Origin of the sequence: Streptomyces sp. NBC_00631 (assembly GCF_045206895.1) — a bacterium.
Lineage (GTDB): Bacteria > Actinomycetota > Actinomycetes > Streptomycetales > Streptomycetaceae > Streptomyces.
The window spans coordinates 7799653-7824954 of sequence record NZ_CP107734.1 but is presented as its reverse complement, the minus strand read 5'-3'; the positions used below and the strand labels follow the sequence as shown (position 1 = coordinate 7824954).

Genomic DNA, 25302 nt, shown 5'->3' with positions numbered 1-25302 from the left:
CGCGTCGGCGCAGGTGCCGCCCGGGGCCCGGCGGCCGGACCGCCGCTCCCCGCACCGGCCGCCGTGCAGGTGGACCCCCCTCTCCCGGTGTGACGACTCCAGGCGTAGCATGTGAACGAAACTGTTTCGTTCACGGAACGGACCTCGCATGGAGAAGACAGGCATGGTCTCCGTACTCGTCGTCAACGACCAATCCCTCCAGCGCCTCGCCCTGCGTATGCTCCTCGCCGCCGAGCCGGGCCTGACGGTCGTCGGGGAGGCGGCGGACGGGGACGAGGCGATCCGTGCGAGCGCCGCGCTCCGCCCCGACGTCGTCCTGATGGACAGCCAGCTGTCGCGGGCGGACGCCCTCGACACCATCCGGCGCATCGCCCGCCCGGCCGCCCGGAGCCGCACCCCCGCTCCCGGTTTCACCGACGAGGTGCCGACCGCCTCCCGGGTCCTGATGCTGACCGCGGCCGAGCAGGAGGCGGACGCCTGGGCGGCCCTGCGGGCGGGCGCCGGCGGCTTCCTGCTCAACGACGCCGACCCGGCCGAACTGACCGCGGCCATCCGGGTGGTGGCGGCCGGCGACGCCGTCATCACGCCCGGTCTGACCCGCGCGCTCATCGACGCCGTCCGCCAGCAGCGCACCGTCCGCCCCCTCCCCCGCACCCCGGGGCCCCGCACCCTCACCGGGCGTGAGCGCGACGTCCTGATCGCCGTGGCCGCCGGCTGGACCAACGCCGAGATCGCGCAGTGGCTGTCCATCGCCCCGACCACCGTGAAGACCCATGTCAGCAACGTCCTCGCGAAGATCGGCGCCCGGGCCCGGGTGCAGGCGGTGACCTTCGCCTACGAGTCGGGACTGATCCGGCCGGCGGCCTGAGACGCGGCGGGCGGCGGGCGGCGGCCCGGAAGCTCGCGCCACCCAGCGCCTTGGGGAACGCCACCGGCACGACCGTCGCCGGCTCCGTCCAGAAGCAGGTCAGGGCCGTCGTGCGGCAGCCGGTGCACCAGCCTGTCGAGGCCGTCCGGCCGGACGCCCCGGGCGCCGTCCGTGGCGTGCGTGGCCCCGCTGCCGGGCGAGACCAGTGGCAGCGGCACGGGCGCCCCGGCACCCCGGCCCGTCGACGGCCACCCGCGACTCACCCACGCCCGGCGGCAGCGGTACGGACGTCCGCGGCGGGGCGGGATCCGAAGCCGGCCTCGGCGGCGGAACAGGCGGTGGCGAAGGTGAACGCGCGCGCCGACGGACCGTGCGCGCGCAGGTCCGCCAGCCGGTCCAGGGCCTCGCCGGTGGTCGGGATGTGACCGGCGGGGACCCACCAGAGCACCAGGTGCGCCTCGACGTGCCGCTCGAACCATTCGCGCCGCCGCCGGATCACGTCGAGGTGCTCACTGCGGTAGGTGAAGTTCCACAGCGCCTCCTGGGTCTCCCACACCGTCAGGTTGACGATGACGTCCTCGCCCGCCGGGCGCAGGGCGGTGGCGTCGGCCGCCCCGTCCTCCACGAGCCGCCACACGAAGCCGGGCGTGTCATCGGCAGCGGCGTTGACCGTGTCGAGCATGTCGACGAACGGCGCCATGCGCGGGTCGTCCAGGGGGAAGCGGAGCGTGGCGACATTCAGCTGGGCGAGGTGGGCAGCGTACGCGGATGCGGTCATTGCCTCATGTCAGCACGCCCTTATTTCTATGTCAATGCTCATTGTTTTTAGAACTCTCCAGCACCACACAGCACTCGCCCGGCCGGGCGTCCATACGGGCCCGGACCGGACCGCCGGCACCGAGCAGCCCCTCCAGCAGCGCGAGGTTCATGCCGCAGACGAGCGGCGGGAAACGTTCGGCGACGGCATGGAAGGGGCAGTTGCGCATGCGGACGACAGGCGCCGCCGCCCCGGCCGCCCCCTCGCCGGCCGCGGCGGCTTCGGCGTCCCCGGCGCCCCCCGCCTCCCCTGCGGCTTCCAAGTGCGGTTCGTAACCGCGGGCCGCGAGCATCTCCATGGCCTCGTCGAGGCCGCCGCAGGGCGCCGCCGAGCCGCGCAGGGCCTCGCCGCGGCGGCGCGCGGCCGCACAGAGCCCGGCGTCCAGCCCGGCCTGCTCGGCGGCTTCGGCGAGCAGTTCGGCGGCGGTGCGGTAGTCGCGGGCGGGCAGCGAGACGATCCGTTCGTCCCGCGCCCGCGTGTACACCTTGGCGGGGCGGCCCGCCCCCGGCCCCGAGCGCCCGGTCAGGCGGCGGCTGCCGGTGTCGAGCAGCCCGGCCTCGGCCAGCCGGTCCAGATGGTGCGCGGCGAGCGTGCGGGCCACCCCGGTCGCCTCGGCGGCCTCGTTACGGCCGACCTCGCGGCCCTGCGCCGCCACGTACTCGTACAGCCTGCGTCGCACCGGATCCTGCAACGCCGCGATCGCGTCGATGTCGTCCACCAGGCCATTCTAGGAACAACGCGGATTGGAGATAGAAGGCTCCGGGCCGCAGCGTGTCTCCGCTGCGGGAAGCCGCACGCCGAACGGGAAAATGATGGCCCCGATGACGGGAAATTGATGGTTTCGAGGGCTTCACCAAACCCTCTCGCGAACCTAGCGTTGCCAGCACGCCAACGGCCTGGCCGCCCGCCGTGCGAGACCGCTCGGCGGTTCGGCGGCGGGCCCGGTGGCGCTCGCCGGGGCCGAGGACGTGACGGCCGTACCGGGCGACGCCCCCCACTGGACCCATCGAAAGGCCACGGCATGACCACCCCACAGCTGAACCGGATCGCCGGCGCGCCCATCTCCTGGGGCGTGTGCGAAGTGCCCGGCTGGGGCTACCAGCTGACACCCGAGCGGGTGCTGAAGGAGATGCGCGAGGTCGGCCTGGCCGCCACCGAGTTCGGCCCCGACGGCTTCCTGCCCGCCGCCCCGGAGGCGATGGCCCGCGTCCTCGCCGACCACGACCTGCACGCCGTCGGCGGTTTCACCCCGCTGCTGCTGCACGTGCCCGGCCACGACCCGCTGCCCGAGGCGGAACAGCTCCTGGCCGGCTACGCCGCCTCGGAGGCCGAGGTCCTCGTCCTGTCCGCGGTCACCGGCCTGGACGGCTACGACTCCCGGCCCGAACTCGACGCGGACGGCTGGAAGCTGCTCCTGTCCAACCTCGACCGGCTGACCGCGCTGGCCGCCGAGCGCGGGGTGCGGGCGGTCCTGCACCCGCACGTCGGCACGATGATCGAGAACGGCGACGAGGTCCGCCGGGTCCTGGAGCACTCGTCGATCTCCCTCTGCCTCGACACCGGCCACCTGCTCATCGGCGGCACGGACCCGGCGGAGCTGACCCGGCAGGCCCCCGAGCGGATCGCCCACACCCACATGAAGGACGTGGACGCCTCCCTCGCCGCCCGGGTCCAGTCCGGCCGCCTCACCTACACCGAGGCCGTCCGCGCGGGCATGTACCGCCCGCTGGGCGCGGGCGACGTCGATGTCCAGGCGATCGTCACGCACCTCAGCGCCCGCGGGTACGACGGCTGGTACGTCCTGGAACAGGACACCATCCTCACCGCGGAGCCCAAGGAGAAGGGCCCGGTCGAGGACGTGTGGGCCAGCGCCGAGCACCTGCGCTCGGTACTGCGGGGCGTCGCGTAGTCCCCGCCGACGCCAGCGGGCGCGGTCTTCGGCCACCGCGGCCAAGGCCGCCGTCGCTCGCTGCCGTAGCTGCCACCGCTGCGACGGAGGCACCCCCCTGCCACGGCTGCCGGGGCGGACCGGACGGTCCGCCCCCCTTTCCCGCGCACGGAGCCGCCGGACGGTCCGAAAGCACCGTGCGCGGCCGTGGTTCCCCGGCGCACCGGCCGGCGGCGCTGCGCGCCGCTACCCGATCGCCCCGGTGCGGGCGCACGAAGTCCGGCGCCGTGGCCGCACCCCGCGCGCCCGCCGCTCAGTCCTGGCCGCCGAAGACGTTCTGGTCCCAGTCGATGACCGAGCCGGTCACCACCCCACTGCGGTCGGACAGCAGGAAGACGACGAAGTCGGCGATCTCGTCGACCTGGCCGAGCTTGCCCATGGGCTGGGCCGCGGCCGCCTGTTCCCGCCAGTCGTCGCCCGCGCCGTGGAAGGCGCGCTGGACGGCGTCCTCGCCCTCGGTGTCCGTCCAGCCGATGTTGAGGCCGTTGATCCGGATCCGGTCCCAGCGGTGGGCGTGGGCCGCGTTGCGGGTCAGCCCGGCGAGACCGGCCTTGGCCGCGGAGTAGGGCGCCAGGAACGGCGGGCCGCCGTGGGCGCAGTTGGAGATGATGTTGACGATGGTGCCGGGTGCCTTGCGGGCGACCATGTCGGCCACCGCCGCCTGCATCGAGAAGAACGGTGCCCGCAGGTTGACCGCCATGTGCTGGTCGAACAGCTCCGGCGTGGTGTCCAGGAGCGAGCCGCGGGACGTCAGGCCGGCCGCGTTGACCAGGCAGTCGATCCGGCCGTGCGCGTCCACGGTGCGTACGACGGACTCGCGCGCCTGCGCCGGGTCGGCGAGGTCCGCCCGTACGAAGAGCGCGCCGGTGTCGGCGGCGAGCTGCTCGCCGGTCCCGGCCCGGCGGCCGGTGAGGACGACGGTGGCGCCCTCCCGTACGGCCGCCCGCACGATGCCGGCGCCGACGCCCTGGCTGCCGCCGTTGACCAGGACCACCTTGTCCTGAAGAAGTGCCATGAGTGGGGTGTCTCCCTGTCAGTCGTGCCGGCGTTCGGCGTCAGTCGTGCCGGCGTTCGGCGCCGGCCCGCAGTTCCTGCCCGAGCCGCTCGGGGGTCCAGTCCTCGGCCACGGCCTGCGCGAGGGTGTCCGCCTGGGAGGGCGGGGCGAGACCGTCGACCGGCGGGTCGAGGTCCAGGTCGGTGGGGAAGGGGTAGCCCTCGGCGGTGGCGGCGACCACCCGGCGCAGCCAGTCCCGCGAGACCCCGTCGGCCTTGCGGCGCAGCAGCACCGGGAAGAGGGCGTTGGCCATCGCCTCCCGGTCCACCGTCTCCATCGCGCGGCCGAAGGCGGAGGAGATCTGCAGCAGGTTGGCCATGCGGCGGATGCCGGTGGAGCGGTTGTGTCCCGCGGCGTGGAAGAGCGCGGGGTTGAAGAAGGCCGCGTCGCCCTTGTCCAGGGGGAGCTGGACGTGGTGGGTGTCGAAGTACTCCACGAACTCGGGCAGTCGCCAGGCGAGGTAGCCGGGCTCGTACTTCTGCGAGTGCGGGAGGTAGAGCGTGGGGCCGGACTCGACGGGCATGTCGCAGTGGGCCACGGCGCCCTGGAGGGTGAGTACGGGCGACAGGCGGTGGACGTGCGCCGGATAGGCGGCGGCCCGCTCCTGGGAGAGGAAACCGAGGTGGTAGTCGCGGTGCACGCTCTGCGCGGCCCCGCCCGGGTTGACGACGTTGACCTGCGAGGTGACCTGGTAGGCGGGGCCCAGCCAGCCCTCGGCGATCAGTGCGAGCATGTCGTTCGCGTAGTAGTCGGCGAACACCTCGGGCGCCCGTAGGGCCATCTTGTCCAGGGCGTTCCAGACGCGGCCGTTGGCGCCCGGCCTGGCGAAGTGGTCACCGCGGGCGACGCCGCTCGCGCGCTCCTCCTCGATCAGCGCCCTGAAGGCGTCGGTGGCCCGGTCGACGACGCCCGGGTCGGCGAACGCGCCTTTGAGGACGACGACGCCGGGTCCGTCGAGCAGCGCCCGTACCAGCTCGTCCTGTACCTCTCGGCGGCCCTGCGCGGTGGCCGAGAGGGTGCGGAGCCGGTCGCTGTCGTAGAGGGGCACGTGCTGCTCGACGCGCTCCGCCGAGGGGTGGTCGGCGGCGTCGGTCTCCTGCTCGACGAGCGAGCGGAAGGCATCGAGATCGCAGTCGGCCTCGGTCAGCCAGGTCCGCTGTGCGAGGGCTCGGGAGGGCATCGGGGTCCTTTCGCCGTGCTTGCCTTTCTGCCAGTCTTGAGGTCCCGAACCCATCATTCAATCCTCAGCAGTGCATCAAAAGTCCATCACGTCCTCCTGGGATCCGCCATGCGCCACCCCTACACGATCAGGGAAATCGCCCGTCAGGCCGGGCTGAGCACGGCCACGGTCGACCGCGTGCTCCATCAGCGGGGCAAGGTGCGGGAGAGCACCGTCCGGGAGGTCCACCAGGCCATCAAGGACCTGGACCGCCAGCAGACCCAGGTCCGCATCGGCGGCCGCACGTTCATGATCGACATCGTCATGCAGGCACCGGAACGGTTCTCCACCGCCGTACGCGAGGCGCTGGAGGCCGAGCTGCCCTCCCTGCACCCGGCCGTCGTGCGCTCCCGTTTCCACTTCCGCGAGAGCTGCCAGCCCGAGGACCTGGTCGCCACCCTGGAGAAGATCGCCGAGCGCGGTACCCAGGGCGTGATCCTCAAGGCGCCGGACGTACCGGAGCTCACGGCCGCCGTCGGGCGGCTGGTCGCGGCCGGCGTTCCCGTCGTCACCCTGGTGACCGACCTGCCGCACAGCGCCCGCCTCGCCTACATCGGCATCGACAACCGGGCAGCCGGCGCCACCGCCGCCTACCTGCTCGAACAGTGGCTCGGCGACCGGCCCGGCAACGTGCTCACCACCATCAGCCGGGGCTCCTTCCGCGGCGAGGAGGAGCGCGAGATGGGCTTGCGCAGCGCGATGCGCCTCGCCGGTTCCCGGCGCTCGCTGGTGGAGGTCACGGACAGCGACGGCCTGGACACCACCCAGCGCGACCTGGTGCTGGACGCCCTCAGGCGCGACGCGGACATCGTGGCCGTCTACTCCATGGGCGGCGGCAACCTCGCCACGCTGGACGCCTTCGACGCCCTGGGCCGGCAGTGCGCGGTCTTCGTCGCGCACGACCTCGACCACGACAACACCCGCCTGCTGCGCGAGCGCCGGCTGTCCGCGGTCCTCCACCACGACCTGCGCCAGGACGTGCGGCGCGCCTGCCAGACCGTGATGCGCGCCCACCGGGCCCTGCCGGACGACGGCCCGGCCCTCCCCTCGGCGATCCAGGTGGTCACCCCCTTCAACCTGCCCCCGGACGTGGCGGTCGTGCCGTTCCCTGGCTGAGCCGCGCCCGTGCCGGCCAGGCGCCCACCGCCGGGGCGTCGCCTCGCCTCGCGGGTCCGGTGTCCGGCATGTCACGTCAGCGTCATCACGACATCCTATTGACATGACATTTGAGGGGCGGCATCGTACGTGACTCGGAGGACGCTGCCGAAGCGCTCCAAGCCATCGCGGTCCCGCACCGGACCGCCCTGCCGCAGTCTCCGGAGCGAAGGGAAACAGCGTGATGCCGTACGACGTGCTGACCATGGGCCGGGTCGGAGTGGACGTGTATCCGCTCCAGACGGGCGTGGGACTGGCCGAGGTCACCTCGTTCGGCAAGTACCTGGGCGGCAGCCCCACGAACGTCGCGGTGGCCGCCGCCCGCTACGGCCGTTCCGCCGCCGTGATCACCAAGACCGGCCGGGACCCCTTCGGCGACTTCGTCCGCAAGGCCCTGGACGGCTACGGCGTGGACCCTCGTTTCGTGGGGACGTCGGAGATCGCGCCGACCCCGGTGACGTTCTGCGAGATCTTCCCGCCGGACGACTTCCCGCTGTACTTCTACCGCCTGCCCAAGGCCCCCGACCTGGACATCCGGCCCGAAGAGCTGGACCTGGCGGCGGTGCGCGACGCGTCCGTGTTCTGGATCACCGGGACCGGCCTGAGCGAGGAGCCGAGCCGCTCGGCCACCCTGGCCGCGCTGGAGCACCGGGCCAGGGCCGGGGTGACGGTGTTCGACCTGGACTGGCGGCCGATGTTCTGGAAGGACACAGCCCGGGCCGACCCGGCCGAAGCGCGCGCCCGCTACCGGGAGGCACTTCGCCGTACGACGGTCGCGGTCGGCAACATCGACGAGTGCGAGGTCGCCACCGGCGAGCGTGAGCCGTACGCGGCCGCCAAGGCACTGCTGGCGGCCGGCGTGGAGCTGGCCGTGGTCAAGCAGGGCCCCAGGGGCGTCCTGGCCATGGACCGGGAGGGCTCGGTCACCGAGATCCCGCCCGTGCCCGTGGACGTGGTCAACGGGCTCGGCGCCGGTGACGCCTTCGGCGGGGCCCTGTGCCACGGACTGCTGGCCGGCTGGGACACCCGGCGCACGGTGTCCTTCGCCAACGCGGCCGGTGCCCTGGTGGCCGGCCGCCTGTCCTGCTCCGACGCCATGCCGACCCAGGCCGAGGTCGAGGCGAAGCTGCGCGGGGCGACCGACGACTCCGAGCGAGAGGTGTGACGACGTGCTGTCCGACAACGTGAGCCGGATCGTGACCGCCCGGGTGCACGACCCCGGTGCCGTCGCAGCCGCCGCGGTACGCCGGGTGAAGGCGACCTCACTGCTGGGCGAGCACGGCAAGGCGATGATCATCGCTGCCGACCACCCCGCCCGCGGCGCCACCGGCGTCGGCGCGGACCCCGCTGCCATGGCGGACCGCTTCGCACTCCTCGACCGCCTCTGCACCGCGCTGGAGCGACCGGGGGTGACGGGTGTCCTCGCCACCGCCGACATCCTCGAAGACCTGCTCCTGCTCGGCGTCCTCGACGGCAAGAGCGTGTTCGGTTCGATGAACCGGGCGGGGCTCGCGGGTTCGGTGTTCGAGATCGACGACCGGTTCACCGGGTACGACGCCGAGACCATCGCGGCCATGGGCTTCGACGGCGGCAAGATGCTCACCCGCATCGCTCTGTCCGACCCCGCCACCCCGTCGGTGCTGCAGGACACCGCCCACGCGGTCAACGAGCTCAACGACCGGCACCTCATCGCCATGATCGAGCCGTTCGTCTCCGAGTGGCGGGAGGGCAGGATCCGCAACGACCTCTCCACCGATGCCGTCATCAAGTCGGTCACCGTCGCGTCGGGTCTCGGCCGCCGCACCGCCTACACCTGGCTGAAGCTGCCGGTGGTCCAGGACATGGAGCGCGTGCTCGCCGCCTCCACCCTGCCGGCGCTGCTGCTGGGCGGCGAGGTCACCGACCCCGAGGCCGCCTTCGCCTCCTGGGGCCGGGCGCTCAAGGAGCCGACCGCGCAGGGCCTGGTCGTCGGCCGCTCCCTGCTCTACCCCTCAGACGGCGACGTGGCCGGGGCGGTCGACAAGGCGGTGAGCCTGCTGTGAGCGGGACGAGCAAGTACCACCTGCCTGCCGGCGCTTCGGCCGACGGCCGCTACGACGTCCACGTCACGCCGGAGTCGGCGGGCTGGGGACACACCGGCCTCCGGGTCCTGACCCTGGCGCCGGGTGAGGCGCACGCCCTGTCCACCGGGGACTGCGAGTTCCTGGTGCTGCCGCTGGCGGGCTCGTGCACCGTCACCACGGACGGCGGCACCTTCGAACTCGAAGGCCGGTCGGGCGTGTTCGCCTCGGTCACCGACTTCGCGTACCTTCCGCGCGAGTCGGAGGCCGTGATCAGCAGCGCGTCCGGAGGACGGTTCGCGCTGCCCTGCGCCCGTACCGGGCAGGGAGGTCACTCGGCCCGGTACGGGCGCAGGGAGGACGTACCGGTGGAGCTGCGCGGCGCCGGCGCCTGCTCCCGGCAGGTCAACAACTACTGCCTGCCGGGGACGTTCGACGCCGAGCAGCTGCTGGTGTGCGAGGTGCTCACGCCGGGCGGCAACTGGTCCTCCTATCCGCCGCACAAGCATGACGAGGCCCGCACGGACGCGGACGGCAGTCCGGTCGAGTCGCACCTGGAGGAGATCTACTACTTCGAGGTCTCCGGCGACGGCAGCGGCTTCGGCTACCAGCGCGTGTACGGGACCCCCGAACGGCCCATCGACGTACTCGCGGAGGTCCGCTCCGGCGACACCGTGCTGATCCCGCACGGCTGGCACGGCCCCTCGATCGCCGCCCCCGGCTACGACCTCTACTACCTCAACGTCATGGCGGGTCCCGGCCAGGACCGCGCCTGGCTGATCTGCGACGACCCCGCCCACGGCTGGGTCCGCGCCACCTGGGACTCCCAGGACGTGGACGACCGGCTGCCCTTCGGAGAGAGCCGATGAACACCGTACGACTGACCACCGCCCAGGCCCTGGTCCGCTTCCTGGCCGCCCAGTACAGCGAGCGCGACGGCCAGGAGCAGCGCCTGATCCCCGGGGTGTGGGGCATCTTCGGCCACGGCAACGTGGCCGGCATCGGCCAGGCCCTCCTCCAGGCCGCCACCACCGGCGAAGCCGACCTGCCCTACTACCTCGCCCGCAACGAACAGGGCATGGTCCACGCGTCGGTGGCCTACGCGAAGATGCGCGACCGGCTGGCCACGTTCGCCTGCACCGCGTCGACGGGTCCCGGCTCCACCAACATGATCACGGGCGCGGCCCTGGCCACCACCAACCGCCTGCCCGTGCTCCTGCTGCCGTCCGACATGTTCGCGACCCGCGCCGCCGACCCGGTGCTCCAGCAGCTGGAGGACACCCGCGGCGGCGACGTCACCGTCAACGACGCCTTCCGCGCCGTGTCGAAGTACTTCGACCGCGTCTCCCGGCCCGAGCAGCTGATCCCGGCCGCACTGGCGGCGATGCGGGTTCTGACCGACCCGGTCGAGACCGGCGCCGTGACCCTGGCGCTGCCGCAGGACGTGCAGGCCGAGGCCCACGACTGGCCCGTCTCCTTCTTCCGCCGCCGGGTGTGGCACGTGGGCCGCCCGGTGCCCGAGCCCGCGGCCGTCGAGCGGGCCGTGGCGCTTCTCAGGCGGGCGAAGAGGCCGCTGATCGTGGCCGGCGGCGGCGCCGTGTACTCCGGTGCGGAGACCGCGCTGCGGGCCTTCGCCGAGGCCACCGGCATCCCGGTCGCCGACACCCACGCCGGCAAGGGCGCGGTCCCGTGGGACCACCCCTACGCGGTCGGCGGCATCGGCTCGACGGGGTCGTACGCGGCCAACGAACTGGCGAGGGACGCGGACGTGGTCCTGGGCATCGGCACCCGGTACTCCGACTTCACGACCGCCAGCCACACCGTCTTCGGCAACCCGGACGTCACGTTCGTCAACCTCAACGTCGCCCGCCTCGACGCCGTCAAGCACTCCGCCGAGCCGCTGGTGGCCGACGCCCGCCTGGGCATCCAGGCCCTCGCGGGGGCCCTCGACGGCTGGGAGGTCGCCCCTGCGTACCGGCGCCACGCCCGTGAACTCATCGCCCGTACACGGGAGATCGAGCAGGAGTGCTTCGCGCCCGGCCGCAACACCGGTGCTCTGCCCGCCCAGACGCAGATCCTCGGCGCCCTGAACGACGTCCTCGACGACCGTGCCGTGGTGATCAACGCGGCCGGATCCATGCCCGGCGACCTCCAGCAGCTGTGGCGGGCCCGCGATCCCAAGGCCTACCACGTCGAGTACGCGTACTCCTGCATGGGCTACGAGGTCGCCGCGGGCGTCGGCGCGAAGATGGCCGACCCGTCCCGCGAGGTCGTCGTCCTGGTCGGTGACGGCTCGTACCTGATGATGGCGCAGGAGATCGTGACCATGGTCTCCGAGGGCCTGAAGGTCATCATCGTGCTGGTGCAGAACCACGGCTTCGCGTCGATCGGTTCGCTCTCGGAGTCACTGGGCTCGCAGCGCTTCGGCACCAGGTACCGCTACCGCGACGGCGACTCGGGGCACCTGGACGGCGACGTCCTCCCCGTCGACCTCGCCGCCAACGCCTCCAGCCTCGGCGCGGACGTCCTGCACGCCGCCTCCGTCGAGGAGTTCCGCTCCGCGATGGACAAGGCCAGGGCCGCCACCCGCACCACCGTCGTGCACGTCGAGACCGACCTGTACGGCCCCAACCCGCCCGGCCACGGCTGGTGGGACGTCCCCGTCAGCCAGGCCTCCGCCCTCGACACCACCCAGGCCGCCTACGACACCTACGCCACCCACAAGCGCGCCCAGCGGCACTACCTCTAAGGACACCCACTCCCGTGAACACCATCCCGCACTGGATCAACGGCTCCCCGGTCTCCGGCACCGCGACGGCCCCCGTCTACAACCCGGCCACCGGCGCCGAGCAGGCCCGCGTCGTCCTCGGCGGCAGCGCGGACATCGACACCGCCGTCCAGGCGGCCTCCGCCGCCTTCGAGACCTGGTCGGAGTCCTCGCTCTCCCAGCGCGTCCAGGTCATGTTCAACTTCCGCCAGCTGCTCGTGGAGCACGAGGAGGAGCTGGGCCGGATCATCTCCGCCGAGCACGGCAAGACCGTCGACGACGCCCGCGGCGAGATCACCCGCGGCCGTGAGGTCGTCGAATACGTCTGCGGCCTGGGCGACGTGCTGAAGGGCTCCTTCTCCGACCAGGTCTCGCGCGGCGTGGACGTGCACAACTTCCGCCAGCCGCTGGGCGTGGTCGCCGGCATCACCCCGTTCAACTTCCCGGCGATGGTGCCGCTGTGGATGCACCCGGTCGCCATCGCCACCGGCAACACGTTCATCCTCAAGCCGTCCGAGCGCGACCCCTCCGCCGCCAACTTCGTCGCCGAGCTCTACAAGAAGGCCGGTCTGCCCGACGGCGTGTTCAACGTCGTGCACGGCGGCAAGGACGCCGTGGACGCGATCCTCACCCACCCGGGCATCGAGGCCGTCTCCTTCGTCGGCTCGACGCCGATCGCGAAGTACGTCCACGAGCAGGCCATCGCTCACGGCAAGCGGGTCCAGGCCCTCGGCGGTGCAAAGAACCATGCCGTCGTCCTGCCCGACGCCGACCTCGAATTCGCCGCCGACCACATCACCGCCGGCGCCTACGGCTCCGCCGGTGAGCGCTGCATGGCGGTGTCGGTGGCCGTCGCCGTCGGTGACGCGGCCGACGCGCTGGTCGAGATCCTCACCCGCAAGGCAGGCGAGGTGCGGGTCGGCCCGGGTGACGTGCCCGGCACCGAGATGGGCCCGCTGGTCACCAAGGCCGCCCAGGAGCGCGTGGAGAACGCCGTCGGCACGGCTGCCGCGCAGGGCGCGACCGTGGTCGTCGACGGACGTGGACTGAAGATCGACGGTCACGAGGACGGCTTCTTCACCGGCCCCTCCCTCCTCGACCACGTCACCACCGAGATGGACGCCTACAAGGAGGAGCTGTTCGGCCCGGTCCTCGCGATCGTCCGCGCCGACAGCCTCGACCAGGCCATCGAGCTCATCAACGCCAACCCGTACGGCAACGGGACCGCCCTGTTCACCGGCTCCGGTGAGGCCGCCCGCCGCTTCCAGCGCCGGATCAAGGTCGGCATGATCGGCATCAACGTGCCCGTGCCGGTCCCGATGTCGTACTACTCCTTCGGCGGCTGGAAGGACTCCCTCATCGGCGACTCCCCCATCCACGGCCCCGAGGGCGTCCGCTTCTACACCCGCCCCAAGGTCGTCACCACCCGCTGGCCCCAGCCCGCCCAGCAGGTCACCGCCGGGTTCACCTTCCCCACCTCCAGCTGACCCGCCGGGCTGTCCGACGAGAACGACCGCCGGGCGGTTCGCCGCCCGGCGGGTCAAAGGGAGGGGAAACCGATGACCGCCGCGCGGGGCGCGGTGGTCGTCGCGACGTGACTCGTCTTGTTGGTCCTGGCGTCCAAGGCGAACGTGGTCACGTTGTCCGAGTCCATGGTGCGGGCGAGAAGGCCCGCCGACCTGCCGAGGTGGGCCGCCGCCCCGCGCATGGACGGCACCGCGGCGGTCTTCGCCGGACACAGCGGAAAGAAGACCAGGCACAGCACGGCGGTCAGGGCGATCCGGGCCGCCGTCACGCGGACCGTCTCCGGCGTTCGGCGCCCAGGCGGGCGTAGTAATCGATGAGGTCGGGGTTGTCCACGGAGGCCGGGTTGACGACCTGCTCGACCGGGGCGCCCTGCAGCAGGCGCTTGATCGGGACCTCCAGTTTCTTGCCGGTACGGGTGTGCGGGATGCCCGGCGTTTCGAGGATCTCCTCGGGGACGTGACGCGGAGAGGCGGCCGCGCGGATCGCGTCGCGGATCCGGTCCCGGAGGGCGTCGTCCAGGACCGCTCCGGCGGCGAGGACCACGAACAGCGGCATCCAGTAGCCGCCGTCCGCCTCCTCCGCGCCGATGACCAGGGCTTCCGCGACTTCGGGCAGCCGTTCGACGGCGTCGTGGATGTCGGCGCTGCCCAGGCGGACGCCATTGCGGTTGAGCGTGCTGTCGGAGCGGCCGTGGACGATCACCGAGCCGTGGCCCGTGACCGTGATCCAGTCGCCGTGCCGCCAGACCTCCGGGTAGGAGGAGAAGTAGGCCTCGCGGTAGCGGCTGCCGTCCGGGTCGTTCCAGAAGTACAGCGGCATCGACGGCATGGGCCGGGTGACCACCAGCTCACCGACCTGGTCCACCACCGGGAGGCCCTCCGCGTCGTACGCGGCCAGTGCCACACCCAGGTGGGGTGCGGACAACTCCCCCGCCCAGACCGGGGTGTTGGGTGCGCTGCCCGCGAAGCCGGAGACCACGTCCGTGCCGCCGCTGATGGAGGCCAGCAGCACGCGCTCGCCCACGTGGTCGCGGACCCAGGGGTAGGCGGAGGCGGGCAGGGCGGAGCCGGTGCAGCCGACCACGCGGATCGCCGAGAGGTCGTGCGCGGACGGGTCGATGCCGAACTTGGCCATGCCCAGCAGGTACTGGGGGCTGGTGCCGAAGACGGTCACCCGGTGCCGGGCGGCCAGCTCCCAGAGGGTGTCGGGCTTGGCGGAGGGTGCCGGGCTGCCGTCGTAGGTGCAGGTCGTGGCGCCGGTCAGCAGGGTGGAGACGACCAGGTTCCACATCATCCAGTGGGTGGTGGTGTACCAGAGGAGGCGGTCGCCGGGGCCGAGGTCGGAGTGCAGGCCGAGGGTCTTCAGGTGCTCGACCAGCACGCCGCCGTGACCGTGCACGATGCCTTTGGGCAGGCCGGTGGTGCCGGAGGAGAAGACGACCCACAGCGGGTGGTCGAACGGCACGGCGGTACAGGTGAGTTGCTCCGTGCGGGTGGACGCCTCCTCCCAGGACACCAGGAGAAACGGGTGCGGCTCCGTGGGCCACGGCAGACCCGCGTGGTCCACCAGCAGCGTCGCCTTCAACGTCGGGAGCCCGTCGGCCAGTTCGAGCGCGGCCTGACGGCGGTCGTGGGTGGCGCCGTTGAAGAGGTAGCCGTCGGCGGCGATCAGCACGGTGGGTTCGAGCTGGGCGAAGCGGTCGGCGGCGGCCTTCGGGGCGTAGTCCTGCCCGCACACCGACCAGACGGCGCCGAGGCTCGCGGCGGCGAGGAACGCGACGATCGCGTGCGGGGTGTTGGGGAGGTAGCCGACGACCCGATCGCCTTGGCCGACGCCGAGATCGCGCAGGGTGGCGGCGACGGAGGCGACCTGGGCGCGCAGCCGGTCACCGCTCACCGGGTAGCCGGAGCCGGTCTCGTCCAGCGCGATGACCGCGGGCCGGTCGTCGGCGAGGTTGCGCAGGGCGTGGTGGGCGTAGTTGAGGGTGGCGCCCGGGAACCAGCGGGCCCCTGGCATCCGCTCCTCGCTCAGTACCCGCTCGTACGGGCTCTCTGCCTCGATGCCGAAGTACTCCCACACCGCGCCCCAGAAATCCTCCAGGTCGGTGACCGACCACCGGTGCAGGGCCGTGTAGTCGGTGGCGTCCCGGCCGGCGTGGCGGGCGAAGTCCATGATGCGGCTGCCTGCGACGGCCTGTGGATCGGGCGTCGTGAAGGGGTCCGGGTACGGCCGGGTCATGGCGCGGTGCTCCTCAGCAGGCTTGTCCCGGCGGTCCGGGGAGAACGGTTCGGGCTGCGCGTGGTGTGCAGCAGGGACGCCCAGGCGGCGGTGTCCGTGAAGGCGCGGCCGCCGGCCGGGACGATGTCCATGACGATCCGGTCGGGGCGCAGCAGGACGGCGTCGGCTCTGCCGGTGCGCAGCCAGGCGGCGAGCGTGCCGTCGTCGCCGAGGCCGGTCACGGAGACCGCCCTGATGCCGAGCCCGTGCGCGAGCGCCGTCAGGGAGGGTGAGGGGTCGGCAAGGGTCAGGATGGTGAAGGAGTCGCCGAGCACCTCGTCGAGCCGGGCCCGGCGTCCGTCGGCGCGGGCCCATGGCTGCGGGCAGTGGGCGCCCGCGAGGCGACCGCCCCGGGGAGTGCGGCGTCGCACGAGGGGGCCGGTGGTGAGCGGTGGGCTGATGCCGCGGCCGGCCACCGCGGTCAGACCGGGGATGCGGCATGCCACGGCCAGCAGCCTGCGGCGGAGTCCGGCGGCACCGTCCTGGCCGCCGGTCATGGCCCAGCCCATGGCGACGGCGAGCCGGATCACGTGTCGGGCGTGCGGCTTGCGCTCGCTCTCGTAGGTGTCCAGCAGCCGCTCGTCGCCGCCCTGCCGGAGCACACGGGCGAGCTTCCAGGTGAGGTTGTAGGCGTCGCGCAGGCCGGCGCAGAGCCCCTGCCCGATGAAGGGCGGGGTGGTGTGGGCTGCGTCGCCGAGGAGGAAGACCCGTCCGCTGCGCCACCGGTCGGCGACCCGCGCCCGGAAGGTGTACTCGGTCTCGCGGACGACCTCGAAGTCCCCGTCGTACGACGGGGAGAGCCACGGGGCGATCAGCTCGCGCAGGGGCGGCCGCTCCCCCTCGCACAGCCGGAACTCCCAGCGGTAGCGGTCCTCGGCGACGCGCATGAAGGTGGCCGGCCGGTCCGGGTCGCAGACCTGGTCGACGCCCTCCCAGCAGCGGACGTCGGCCGGCGTCCGTACGTCGACGACGGTCCAGCGCTCCTCGAAGCGCAGGTCCTCCCAGACGCCTCCGAGAGCCTCGCGGGTGAGGCTGCCCGCGCCGTCGCAGCCGAGCACCGCCTCGGCCCACAGCTCGTGCTCGCCGTCGGCGTCGCGGTAGGTCACCCGCACGGGGCCCGCGGTGTCCGGGTCGACGCAGGTCACTTCCGCACCGCCACGCAGCTCGCACTCCGGATGCCGGGCCAGGGCGCCGCGCAGCAGCCGTTCCAGCTGCGGCTGCTCGAACATGCTGGTCTGCGGGTAGCCATGGGGGCCGTGCTCGGAGCGGCGGAACTCGGCCATCACCCGGTGCCGGGCGTCGAGCAGCCGCAGTCCGTTGCCCGGACGGGCGATCGCCGCGAACTCCTCGCCGATGCCCACGGCCTGGAGGATCCTGCGTACCTCGTCGTCGACGACGAGGGCGCGCGGCAGCGGGTAGACGTCCTGGTGGCGTTCCAGGACGACGCTGCGCACCCCACGCCGGGCGAGGAGGAGGGCGGCGGTCACGCCCACCGGTCCGGCGCCGATGATCACGACGGGTGCGGGGTTGTGCGGTGCCGATCCGGGCGCGGTGTCCCGAGATCCGGCCTCGTCGGCGGTCATGTGCGGCTCACCTCGGGTTCTGGGTCGCGTCCGTGACGGGGGTGCGCTGCTCGCCGAGGTCGATCCGGCCGTCGTGGGTCGCGATCGTCGCCGTGATCACGTCCCCCGCGTCCAGGTAGAGCGGGTTCTTCGCCTGGCTCTTGAAGAACGCCTTCCACTTCAGGGCGGGCGGCAGCAGCGCGCCGATCTTCTCGACCGGCTTCGGCGGGGCCTTCAGCGCGGTGCCGCCCGGGGTGCCGGTGAGCAGCAGGTCGCCGGGGTCGAGGGTCTGGAAGCGGGCCAGCAGGGTCAGGGCCCGTGCCGGACGGACGATCATGTCGGCGAGGGTGCGGTCCTGCCGCGGTTCGCCGTTGACGCTCAGCTTCAGCCGCAGGTCGAGGAGGCGGGTGAAGTCCTCCGGCTCCAGCAGGGCCAGGTAGGGACCGGTCGGCGTGAAGGTCGGGTAGGACTTGCTCTCGTAGAACTGCGTCCTGGTCAGCTGGACCTCGCGCGCGCTGACGTCGTTGGTGATGACCAGCCCGGCGACGTACGACGGCAGGTCCCGCTCCTCGACGACGGTGCCGACGGGCAGGGGCGCGCCCATGACCAGGCCGAGTTCGATCTCGTAGTCGAGGAACCGCACGTGGGAGGGGCGCACCACGGCGTCGGCCGGTCCGCTGACGGATCCGGACGCCTTGCGGAAGAAGGCGGGCGGGACGTCCCCGGTGAAGCCCGAGTCGCGGGCGTGGCTGCGGTAGTTGACCATCTGGGCGACCACCCGGCAGGGGGTGGTGACCGGCGAGAGGGCGGCCAGGTCGGCGACGGGCGTGCCCGGGTCGTCGGAGAGAGCCGCCTCTCGTACCGCGGCGCGGTCGGCGACCAGCTCGGCGGTGGTGACGGCCTTGGTGCCGACGGGGACGGCCCGGTCGCCACGGACGACCCACCACCCGTCGGCGGTGCGCAGGACGTTGGTGCTCATGAGTTCACGGCTTTCAGGAGGCCCAGCAGGCGGGCGGGGTCGAGTTCGTTGTCACCGCGCAGGGCGTCCAGCACCTCGCGCAGCTTGGCGGGCGACGGCGTGGCGCCGAGGAAGTCCCGGGTGGCCGGCGGTCCCCACTGGGCGAGGCCGCTCGTGGACATGGGCGCCCAGCCGGGTTCGAGGTCGCTGGAGAACAGGTCGCCGTCGGCGAAGTGCTCCAGCATGAAGTGGTCGGGGTCGCGCCAGTAGTCGAAGAGCTGGCTGCCCTGGATGTGCCGGCCGATGCCCCAACTGCGCTTGTAGCCCCGTTCCTTCAGGTACTCGCCGCCGGCCGCGATCGAGTCGAGGTCGGTCACCTGGTACGCGGAGTGGACATAGCCCGTGCCGGGCCCCAGATGCATCGCCAGCGTGTGGTGGTCGGCGGGCACGCTGCCCAGGTCGCAGCGGATGAACGCCATGGTCGGACCCCGGTCGCGCTGCCCGTCCAGGAACAGGAAGTCGGACACGATCATGCCGAGGGTGTCCAGGTACCAGTCCAGGGCCCGGGCGAACACCCTCGTCTCCAGCACCACATGCCCCAGTCGCTGGATCCGGGACGGCTCGCGCGGCGGGCGCTGGGTGGCGTTCGTACGACGGTGACCGGTGCCGAAGTTGAGGAGCAGCGGCTGCTGTCCGGGCAGTTCGGGCAGCCCTTCGCCGCAGTGCACCACGCGCACCGGCAGACCGGACGGGTCGAGCAGGCCGACCGCCTTGCCGCCGGGCACGGCGGCTCCGTCGACGTCCCGCACGTCGGTGCCGGTGGCGCGGGCCAGGCGGTCCAGGTCGGCCCGCTCGGCGGCCCGGAACACCGGCCCGATGAAACGGGACGCACGGCCGCGCCGGATCACCATGCAGGGCGAGCCGGCGAAGGTGCCGCGCAGCCACAGCTCCCGCTCCGTACGAGCGGCGATCTGGAAACCGAAGTCACAGGCGAAGACCTCGGCCCGGTCCAGGTCCGGCTTCTCGAACTCCAGCCAGGCCAGGTCCGCCACCTTGATCACGGGGTTGCGGGACCTGCCCGGGTGTTCGCCGCGCAGGGCGCCCTGTGCACTGTGGAGGTCCTGGTGGGCCGTCTTGGGATCAGCCCCCTGGGAACGGGTTTCAGACATGGCGCCCTCCGAGCAACATTGCCGTAATGAGGAAATCATCAAGTGTGACAGTTCCGTCGTCAAGATGTTCGCGACAGGAAATGATGAATTCATCAGGACTGCTGTTGCCATCGCTCGGCGGATAGACTCGCCGCATGCCTACGTCAGCCCTGCCCAGCAACCGGTTCGAGCGGCGCCGTGCCGAGACCCGTCAGGCGCTCGTCCGCGCGGCCCGGCAGATCCTCGCCGAGACCGGCGACACCAGCGCCAGCATCCAGGCGATCGCCGAGCGCGCCGACGTCGGCTTCGGGTCCTTCTACAACCACTTCGAGTCGAAGACGGAGCTGTTCGAGGCGGCCGTGGTGGACGCCCTGGAGGAGTTCGGCGCGGCCTTCGACGAGCGGCTGGCCGGGATCGACGACCCGGCGGAGCTGGTCGCGGCGGGGTTCCGGCTCAGCGCCCGGATGGCGGACTCGCACCCGGAGGTCATGCAGGTCCTGCGCCGCCGCGGCCTCGCACACATCCACTCCGAGAACGGCCTGGCCGGCCGCGCGCTGCGCGACCTCCAGATCGGTATCGCCTCGGGCCGCTTCACCCGCCTCGACCCGGCGGTCGCCCTGTCCGCACTGGGCGGCACCCTGCTGTCGCTGGTGGAGCTGAGATTCGCCCGCCCCGAGGTGGACGGCGACGAGGCCGCGGCGAACCTCGCCGAGATGGTCCTGCGCATGCTGGGCGTCCCGGCCGACGAGGCCCACGAGGTCGCCCGCCGCCCCCTGCCCGACCTCGCCTGACCGGCCGGCGGCATCCTCCGCCACGCGGTGGACGACGAGCCGGGGCTGGCGGTGGGCAGCCTCGCCCGCCCACCGCCACCGGGGGACTACAACCCCACGATCCTGTTCCACCGCTTGGCGAACTCGACCCGTTCCTTCGACGTGATGTCGCGGGCGATGGCCAGGCGCTTGCGCATGGCTGTGTTCGGGAAGATCAGGGGGTTGTCGGCGAGGGCCGAGGTGTCCTTGTCCCTGGAGTCGGCGAGGACCTGCTGGGCAGCGGGGACGGGACAGACGTAGTTGACCCAGCTGGCCAGTTCGGCGGCGACCTCCGGCTCGTAGTAGTAGTCGACGAGGCGTTCCGCGTTGGCCTTGTGCGCGGCGCGGTCCGGGATCATCAGGGAGTCCGACCAGAGCTCCGCGCCCTCCTCGGGGACGACGAAGCGGATGTCGGGGTTGTCGGCCTGGAGCTGGATGACGTCGCCGGAGTAGGCCTGGCAGGCCAGGACGTCCCCGCTGACCAGGTCCTTGGTGTAGTCGTTGCCGGTGAAGCGGCGGATCTGGCCCCGGTCGACCTGCTGCTGCACCTCCTCGCAGACGGCGTAGAAGTCGTCGGCCGTCCACTTGGTGATGTCCACGCCGTTGCCCTGCATGAGCAGCGCGAACGCCTCGTCGAGGCCGGAGAGCAGGGTCACCCGGCCTTTGAGGTCGTCCGCCCACAGGTCCTTGACGTGCCGGATCTCGCGACCCAGCTTCCTGCGGTTGTACGCGATGCCGGTGATGCCCGACTGCCACGGCACGGTGTAGAGCCGGCCCGGGTCGAAGGCCGGGGAGCGCAGGAGGGGGTCCAGGTACTTCGCGACGTTCGGCTGGTGGGCGCGGTCCATCTTCTGGACCCAGCCCAGGCGGACGAACCGCGCGCACATCCAGTCGCTGATGACGATCAGGTCCCGGCCGGTGGACTGGTGGTTCATCAGCGCCGGGCTGATCTTGCCGAAGAACTCGTCGTTGTCGTTGATCTCCTCGATGTAGTCGACGGAGATCCCGGTGCGCTTCTCGAACGCGTCGAGGGTGGGCCGCTTGTTCGGGTTGTCGTCGTCCACGTCGATGTAGAGCGGCCAGTTCGCGAAGACCAGTCTGTGGTCCCTGGTGGACAGGTCGGTCACGGCGCGGTCGCCGGCCTTCACGTAGGCGGCGGGCACCCCGCAGCCGGCCAGCGCGCCGAGCGCGGCGGTGCCGCCGAGCGCGCGCAGCAGGGAGCGACGGGAGAGCTCAGGCGTCTGGGACGAGGTCTGGGGCACACCCGAAGGATGTCGCGCCCGCCCCTCACGGGGCAATCGACGCTGCGTCGAGCCACCTGACACGGACCCGACACCTTGTCGATGACCTAGGTCAACACGGCGTTACTTGGACCCCGTTCAGCGCAGCGCCCTGAAAGGGGCACGGGGCTGTATCGCGATCTGCGGCTACGGCCGCCTGGGCGCGAACAGCCCCCCACGCACCCGCGAACTCAGCCCTCCAGCGACGTCATCACATGCTTGATCCGCGTGTAGTCCTCGAACCCGTACCCCGACAGGTCCTTGCCGTACCCGGACTTCTTGAAGCCGCCGTGCGGCATCTCCGCGACCAGCGGGATGTGCGTGTTGATCCACACGCAGCCGAAGTCCAGCTTCTTGGACATCCGCATCGCCCGCCCGTGGTCCTTCGTCCACACGGACGAAGCCAGCGCGTACTCCACGCCGTTGGCCCACTCCACGGCCTGGTCCTCGTCCGAGAAGGACTGGACGGTGATGACCGGCCCGAAGACCTCCTTCTGGATGATCTCGTCGTCCTGCTTGAGGCCGGAGACGACGGTCGGCGCGTAGAAGTACCCCTTGTCACCGACCCGCTGCCCGCCGGTCTCGACCTTGGCGTGGGCGGGAAGCCGCTCGATGAAGCCGGAGACCTGCCTGAGCTGGTTCGGGTTGTTCAACGGGCCGAACAGCACGTCCTCGTCGTCCGGCTGGCCGGTCTTCGTCTCGGCCGCGGCCTTCGCCAGCGCGGCCACGAACTCGTCGTGGATCGACTCCTGGACGAGCACGCGCGTGGCGGCCGTACAGTCCTGGCCGGCGTTGAAGAAGCCCGCCACGGAGATGTCCTCGACGGCCTTGGCGATGTCCGTGTCCTCGAAGACGACGACCGGCGCCTTGCCGCCCAGCTCCAGGTGGACCCGCTTGAGGTCCTTGGACGCGGACTCGGCGACCGACATGCCGGCCCGTACCGAGCCGGTGATGGAGGCCATCGCCGGGACCGGGTGCTCGACCATCAGGCGGCCGGTGTCACGGTCGCCGGTGACGACGTTGAAGACGCCCTTGGGGAGGATCTCCCCGACGATCTCGGCGATCAGGACGGTCGACGCCGGGGTGGTGTCCGACGGCTTCAGCACCACGGTGTTGCCCGCGGCGATCGCCGGGGCGAACTTCCACACAGCCATCATCATCGGGTAGTTCCACGGCGCGACCTGCGCGCAGACGCCCACCGGCTCGCGGCGGATGATGGAGGTCATCCCCTCCATGTACTCGCCGGCCGAACGGCCCTCCAGCATCCGGGCCGCACCGGCGAAGAACCGGATCTGGTCGACCATCGGCGGGATCTCCTCGGAACGGGTGAGCCCGGTCGGCTTGCCGGTGTTCTCCACCTCCGCCGCGATGAGGTCCTCGGCCCGCGCCTCGAACGCGTCCGCGATCTTCAGCAGGGCCTTCTGCCGCTCGGCCGGGGTGGTGTCCCGCCACGCCGGGAAGGCCGCGGCCGCGGCCGCCATCGCGGCGTCGACGTCCGCCGCCCCGGACAGCGGGGCCGTCGCGTACGCCTCGCCGGTCGCGGGGTTGACCACCTCGGTGGTCCGTCCGTCGGCGGCGTCCCGGAACTCACCGTCGATGTAGTTACGCAGACGACGCAGCTCGGTGCTCACTGCCGGCCCTCCAAGTTCGGTGTCCAATCACTGAGACACCCACAGTAATCCGAGATCCCACGTTTTCAACACCCCCATGGCCGCCGTGTCTGCGAAATCCGCAATCCACGCCACCCCAAACAACGAATTTCATCGATACGGCCTTGCGGAACCGTCGAGACGTCGTGCACAGTGAGGTCGTGGCCAGTCGAAGCGCAGACCAGAGGGACTCGTCCCGCGAGTCCAGGAACGGCACCCTCCAGCTGGACGCCGTTTCCCTCGCCATCATCCAGCAGCTCCAGGAGGACGGCCGCCGTCCGTACGCCGCGATCGGCAAGGCCGTCGGCCTGTCGGAGGCGGCCGTGCGCCAGCGCGTCCAGAAGCTGCTGGACCAGGGCGTCATGCAGATCGTCGCCGTCACGGACCCGCTCACCGTGGGCTTCCGCCGGCAGGCGATGGTCGGCATCAACGTCGAGGGCGATGTCGAGTCGATCGCGGACGCGCTGACCGGCATGTCGGAAGTCGAGTACGTGGTGATGACCGCGGGCTCGTTCGACATCCTCGCGGAGATCGTCTGCGAGGACGACGACCACCTGCTGGACGTCATCAACAAACGCATCCGGGCGCTGCCCGGCGTGCGCTCCACCGAAAGCTTCGTCTACCTGAAGCTGAAGAAGCAGACCTACATGTGGGGAACCCGATAACCGTGAGCCAGAAGGACCTCAGCCGCACCGCGTACGACCACCTGTGGATGCACTTCACCCGCATGTCCTCGTACGAGAACTCGCCCGTCCCGACCATCGTCCGGGGCGAGGGCACCTACATCTACGACGACAAGGGCAAGCGCTACCTCGACGGTCTCGCCGGTCTGTTCGTGGTCCAGGCCGGTCACGGCCGCACCGAGCTGGCCGAGACCGCCTTCAAGCAGGCCCAGGAGCTGGCGTTCTTCCCGGTGTGGTCGTACGCCCACCCGAAGGCCGTCGAGCTGGCGGAGCGGCTGGCCGACCACGCCCCGGGCGACCTGAACAAGGTCTTCTTCACCACCGGCGGCGGTGAGGCCGTCGAGACCGCCTGGAAGCTCGCCAAGCAGTACTTCAAGCTGCAGGGCAAGCCGACCAAGTACAAGGTCATCTCCCGCGCGGTCGCCTACCACGGCACCCCGCAGGGCGCCCTGTCCATCACCGGCCTGCCGGCGCTGAAGGCTCCCTTCGAGCCCCTCGTCCCCGGTGCCCACAAGGTCCCGAACACCAACATCTACCGCGCCCCGATCCACGGCGACGACCCGGAGGCCTTCGGCCGCTGGGCCGCCGACCAGATCGAGCAGGAGATCCTCTTCGAGGGCCCCGACACCGTCGCCGCGGTCTTCCTGGAGCCGGTCCAGAACGCGGGCGGCTGCTTCCCGCCCCCGCCCGGCTACTTCCAGCGCGTGCGCGAGATCTGCGACCAGTACGACGTACTCCTGGTCTCCGACGAGGTCATCTGCGCCTTCGGCCGCCTGGGCACGATGTTCGCCTGCGACAAGTTCGGCTACGTCCCGGACATGATCACCTGCGCCAAGGGCATGACCTCGGGCTACTCCCCGATCGGCGCGTGCATCGTCTCCGACCGCGTCGCCGAGCCGTTCTACAAGGGCGACAACACCTTCCTGCACGGCTACACCTTCGGCGGCCACCCGGTCTCCGCGGCCGTCGGCCTCGCCAACCTCGACCTGTTCGAGCGTGAGAACCTCAACCAGCATGTCCTCGACAATGAGGGCGCCTTCCTCTCCACCCTGCAGAAGCTGCACGACCTGCCGATCGTCGGCGACGTCCGCGGCAACGGCTTCTTCTACGGCATCGAGCTGGTCAAGGACAAGGCCACCAAGGAGTCCTTCAACGACGAGGAGACCGAGCGCGTGCTGTACGGCTTCCTCTCCAAGGCCCTGTTCGAGAACGGCCTGTACTGCCGTGCCGACGACCGCGGCGACCCGGTCGTCCAGCTCGCCCCGCCGCTGATCTCCAACCAGGAGACCTTCGACGAGATCGAGCAGATCCTGCGCGCCACCCTCTCGGAGGCGTGGACAAAGCTCTGATCATCAGATCAGCGGTCTGACCCGGCCCCGGTGCCGTCCGTTCGAGTGGGAACGGCGGCCCGGGGCCGTGTGCTGTCCGGGCTCCGGCCCCGGCCCTGCCTAGCGTGCACGTGACCGATCGGCCCAGCCATCGTTCCCCCGCACGTGGGAAGGCACGGCAAAACGGATCAGA

The 25302-nt window shown here is 71.7% G+C and carries 22 protein-coding genes; 11 read left to right on the top strand and 11 right to left on the bottom strand.

Annotated elements, in window-relative coordinates; genetic code table 11:
• Positions 1-163: 163 nt before the first annotated feature.
• Positions 164-868 (top strand): LuxR C-terminal-related transcriptional regulator, encoded by a 705-nt coding sequence (locus tag OHB00_RS36075; RefSeq protein WP_406446144.1) that lies wholly within the window; start codon positions 164-166, stop codon positions 866-868.
• A 259-nt stretch (positions 869-1127) separates the two neighbouring features.
• On the opposite strand, the gene OHB00_RS36070 is transcribed toward OHB00_RS36075, so the two are convergent.
• Both OHB00_RS36070 and OHB00_RS36065 read right to left on the bottom strand, forming a co-directional pair.
• On the bottom strand, positions 1128-1646 hold the full coding sequence (locus tag OHB00_RS36070; protein WP_406441129.1) for a DUF3291 domain-containing protein: 519 nt from the start codon (positions 1644-1646) through the stop codon (positions 1128-1130).
• 31 nt (positions 1647-1677) lie between these two features.
• Positions 1678-2403, bottom strand: coding sequence for a helix-turn-helix transcriptional regulator (locus OHB00_RS36065; protein ID WP_406441127.1), 726 nt, complete (start codon positions 2401-2403; stop codon positions 1678-1680).
• 303 nt (positions 2404-2706) lie between these two features.
• Here OHB00_RS36065 and OHB00_RS36060 point away from each other — a divergent pair, with 303 nt between their 5' ends.
• The gene (locus OHB00_RS36060) at positions 2707-3594 is read left to right on the top strand and encodes a sugar phosphate isomerase/epimerase family protein (protein WP_406441125.1); all 888 of its coding nucleotides are present in this window, start codon (positions 2707-2709) and stop codon (positions 3592-3594) included.
• Positions 3595-3886: 292 nt separating this feature from the next.
• Here the strand turns inward: OHB00_RS36060 and OHB00_RS36055 are convergent, their stop codons facing one another.
• On the bottom strand, positions 3887-4648 hold the full coding sequence (locus OHB00_RS36055; RefSeq protein WP_406441123.1) for an SDR family oxidoreductase: 762 nt from the start codon (positions 4646-4648) through the stop codon (positions 3887-3889).
• Between the two features lie 40 nt (positions 4649-4688).
• Positions 4689-5867 carry a phytanoyl-CoA dioxygenase family protein gene (locus OHB00_RS36050; protein ID WP_406441121.1) on the bottom strand — a complete coding sequence of 393 codons (1179 nt, stop codon included), beginning with the start codon at positions 5865-5867 and terminating at the stop codon, positions 4689-4691.
• Positions 5868-5975: 108 nt separating this feature from the next.
• Between OHB00_RS36050 and OHB00_RS36045 the strand changes: the two genes are divergently transcribed.
• The 6 genes from OHB00_RS36045 (at position 5976) to OHB00_RS36020 (ending at position 13375) form a co-directional block, all read left to right on the top strand.
• Positions 5976-7022 carry a LacI family DNA-binding transcriptional regulator gene (locus tag OHB00_RS36045; RefSeq protein ID WP_406441119.1) on the top strand — a complete coding sequence of 349 codons (1047 nt, stop codon included), beginning with the start codon at positions 5976-5978 and terminating at the stop codon, positions 7020-7022.
• A gap of 223 nt (positions 7023-7245) precedes the next feature.
• The gene (iolC, locus tag OHB00_RS36040) at positions 7246-8226 is read left to right on the top strand and encodes a 5-dehydro-2-deoxygluconokinase (protein WP_406441117.1); all 981 of its coding nucleotides are present in this window, start codon (positions 7246-7248) and stop codon (positions 8224-8226) included.
• 4 nt (positions 8227-8230) lie between these two features.
• Positions 8231-9103, top strand: coding sequence for an aldolase (locus OHB00_RS36035; RefSeq protein WP_406441116.1), 873 nt, complete (start codon positions 8231-8233; stop codon positions 9101-9103).
• Positions 9100-9990 (top strand): 5-deoxy-glucuronate isomerase, encoded by an 891-nt coding sequence (gene iolB / locus OHB00_RS36030; RefSeq protein ID WP_406441114.1) that lies wholly within the window; start codon positions 9100-9102, stop codon positions 9988-9990. Before OHB00_RS36035 ends, iolB begins: the two co-directional genes overlap by 4 nt.
• Positions 9987-11870 (top strand): 3D-(3,5/4)-trihydroxycyclohexane-1,2-dione acylhydrolase (decyclizing), encoded by a 1884-nt coding sequence (gene iolD / locus OHB00_RS36025; protein ID WP_406441112.1) that lies wholly within the window; start codon positions 9987-9989, stop codon positions 11868-11870. The genes iolB and iolD overlap by 4 nt, the downstream gene beginning before the upstream one ends.
• A gap of 14 nt (positions 11871-11884) precedes the next feature.
• Positions 11885-13375, top strand: coding sequence for a CoA-acylating methylmalonate-semialdehyde dehydrogenase (locus OHB00_RS36020; protein ID WP_406441110.1), 1491 nt, complete (start codon positions 11885-11887; stop codon positions 13373-13375).
• Positions 13376-13428: 53 nt separating this feature from the next.
• Here OHB00_RS36020 and OHB00_RS36015 read toward each other — a convergent pair whose 3' ends face one another.
• From OHB00_RS36015 to OHB00_RS35995, 5 genes are read right to left on the bottom strand one after another with little or no spacing between them, the layout of a single operon-like run.
• Positions 13429-13683, bottom strand: coding sequence for a hypothetical protein (locus tag OHB00_RS36015; protein ID WP_406441108.1), 255 nt, complete (start codon positions 13681-13683; stop codon positions 13429-13431).
• Positions 13680-15653, bottom strand: coding sequence for an acetoacetate--CoA ligase (locus tag OHB00_RS36010; protein ID WP_406441106.1), 1974 nt, complete (start codon positions 15651-15653; stop codon positions 13680-13682). The genes OHB00_RS36015 and OHB00_RS36010 overlap by 4 nt, the downstream gene beginning before the upstream one ends.
• A complete protein-coding gene (locus tag OHB00_RS36005; protein WP_406441104.1) occupies positions 15650-17275 on the bottom strand; it encodes a bifunctional 3-(3-hydroxy-phenyl)propionate/3-hydroxycinnamic acid hydroxylase in 1626 nt (541 codons plus the stop codon). The genes OHB00_RS36010 and OHB00_RS36005 overlap by 4 nt, the downstream gene beginning before the upstream one ends.
• 7 nt (positions 17276-17282) lie before the next feature.
• A complete protein-coding gene (locus OHB00_RS36000; protein WP_406441102.1) occupies positions 17283-18233 on the bottom strand; it encodes a fumarylacetoacetate hydrolase family protein in 951 nt (316 codons plus the stop codon).
• A complete protein-coding gene (locus OHB00_RS35995) occupies positions 18230-19381 on the bottom strand; it encodes a VOC family protein (protein ID WP_406441100.1) in 1152 nt (383 codons plus the stop codon). Before OHB00_RS35995 ends, OHB00_RS36000 begins: the two co-directional genes overlap by 4 nt.
• A gap of 134 nt (positions 19382-19515) precedes the next feature.
• On the opposite strand from OHB00_RS35995, the gene OHB00_RS35990 reads away from it, so the two are divergent.
• Positions 19516-20151: a TetR/AcrR family transcriptional regulator gene (locus OHB00_RS35990; RefSeq protein ID WP_406441098.1), complete on the top strand. Its 636-nt coding sequence runs from the start codon at positions 19516-19518 to the stop codon at positions 20149-20151.
• An 86-nt stretch (positions 20152-20237) separates the two neighbouring features.
• Here OHB00_RS35990 and OHB00_RS35985 read toward each other — a convergent pair whose 3' ends face one another.
• Both OHB00_RS35985 and OHB00_RS35980 read right to left on the bottom strand, forming a co-directional pair.
• Entirely contained in the window at positions 20238-21431 is a 1194-nt protein-coding gene (locus OHB00_RS35985; RefSeq protein ID WP_406441096.1) for an extracellular solute-binding protein, read from the bottom strand.
• Positions 21432-21640: 209 nt separating this feature from the next.
• Positions 21641-23080: a gamma-aminobutyraldehyde dehydrogenase gene (locus tag OHB00_RS35980; protein ID WP_406441094.1), complete on the bottom strand. Its 1440-nt coding sequence runs from the start codon at positions 23078-23080 to the stop codon at positions 21641-21643.
• Between the two features lie 164 nt (positions 23081-23244).
• Between OHB00_RS35980 and OHB00_RS35975 the strand changes: the two genes are divergently transcribed.
• A complete protein-coding gene (locus tag OHB00_RS35975) occupies positions 23245-23763 on the top strand; it encodes an Lrp/AsnC family transcriptional regulator (protein ID WP_406446142.1) in 519 nt (172 codons plus the stop codon).
• 2 nt (positions 23764-23765) lie between these two features.
• Positions 23766-25130, top strand: coding sequence for an aspartate aminotransferase family protein (locus OHB00_RS35970; RefSeq protein WP_406441092.1), 1365 nt, complete (start codon positions 23766-23768; stop codon positions 25128-25130).
• Positions 25131-25302 lie beyond the last annotated feature (172 nt).

What these genes read in the sequence shown, in the direction of transcription:
- OHB00_RS36075 (WP_406446144.1), top strand. Translation starts at nt 164, where the DNA reads ATGGTCTCCGTACTCGTCGTCAACGACCAATCCCTCCAGCGCCTCGCC.
- OHB00_RS36070 (WP_406441129.1), bottom strand. Translation starts at nt 1,646, where the DNA reads ATGACCGCATCCGCGTACGCTGCCCACCTCGCCCAGCTGAATGTCGCC.
- OHB00_RS36060 (WP_406441125.1), top strand. Translation starts at nt 2,707, where the DNA reads ATGACCACCCCACAGCTGAACCGGATCGCCGGCGCGCCCATCTCCTGG.
- OHB00_RS36055 (WP_406441123.1), bottom strand. Translation starts at nt 4,648, where the DNA reads ATGGCACTTCTTCAGGACAAGGTGGTCCTGGTCAACGGCGGCAGCCAG.
- OHB00_RS36050 (WP_406441121.1), bottom strand. Translation starts at nt 5,867, where the DNA reads ATGCCCTCCCGAGCCCTCGCACAGCGGACCTGGCTGACCGAGGCCGAC.
- OHB00_RS36045 (WP_406441119.1), top strand. Translation starts at nt 5,976, where the DNA reads ATGCGCCACCCCTACACGATCAGGGAAATCGCCCGTCAGGCCGGGCTG.
- iolC (WP_406441117.1), top strand. Translation starts at nt 7,246, where the DNA reads ATGCCGTACGACGTGCTGACCATGGGCCGGGTCGGAGTGGACGTGTAT.
- iolD (WP_406441112.1), top strand. Translation starts at nt 9,987, where the DNA reads ATGAACACCGTACGACTGACCACCGCCCAGGCCCTGGTCCGCTTCCTG.
- OHB00_RS36010 (WP_406441106.1), bottom strand. Translation starts at nt 15,653, where the DNA reads ATGACCCGGCCGTACCCGGACCCCTTCACGACGCCCGATCCACAGGCC.
- OHB00_RS36005 (WP_406441104.1), bottom strand. Translation starts at nt 17,275, where the DNA reads ATGACCGCCGACGAGGCCGGATCTCGGGACACCGCGCCCGGATCGGCA.
- OHB00_RS36000 (WP_406441102.1), bottom strand. Translation starts at nt 18,233, where the DNA reads ATGAGCACCAACGTCCTGCGCACCGCCGACGGGTGGTGGGTCGTCCGT.
- OHB00_RS35995 (WP_406441100.1), bottom strand. Translation starts at nt 19,381, where the DNA reads ATGTCTGAAACCCGTTCCCAGGGGGCTGATCCCAAGACGGCCCACCAG.
- OHB00_RS35990 (WP_406441098.1), top strand. Translation starts at nt 19,516, where the DNA reads ATGCCTACGTCAGCCCTGCCCAGCAACCGGTTCGAGCGGCGCCGTGCC.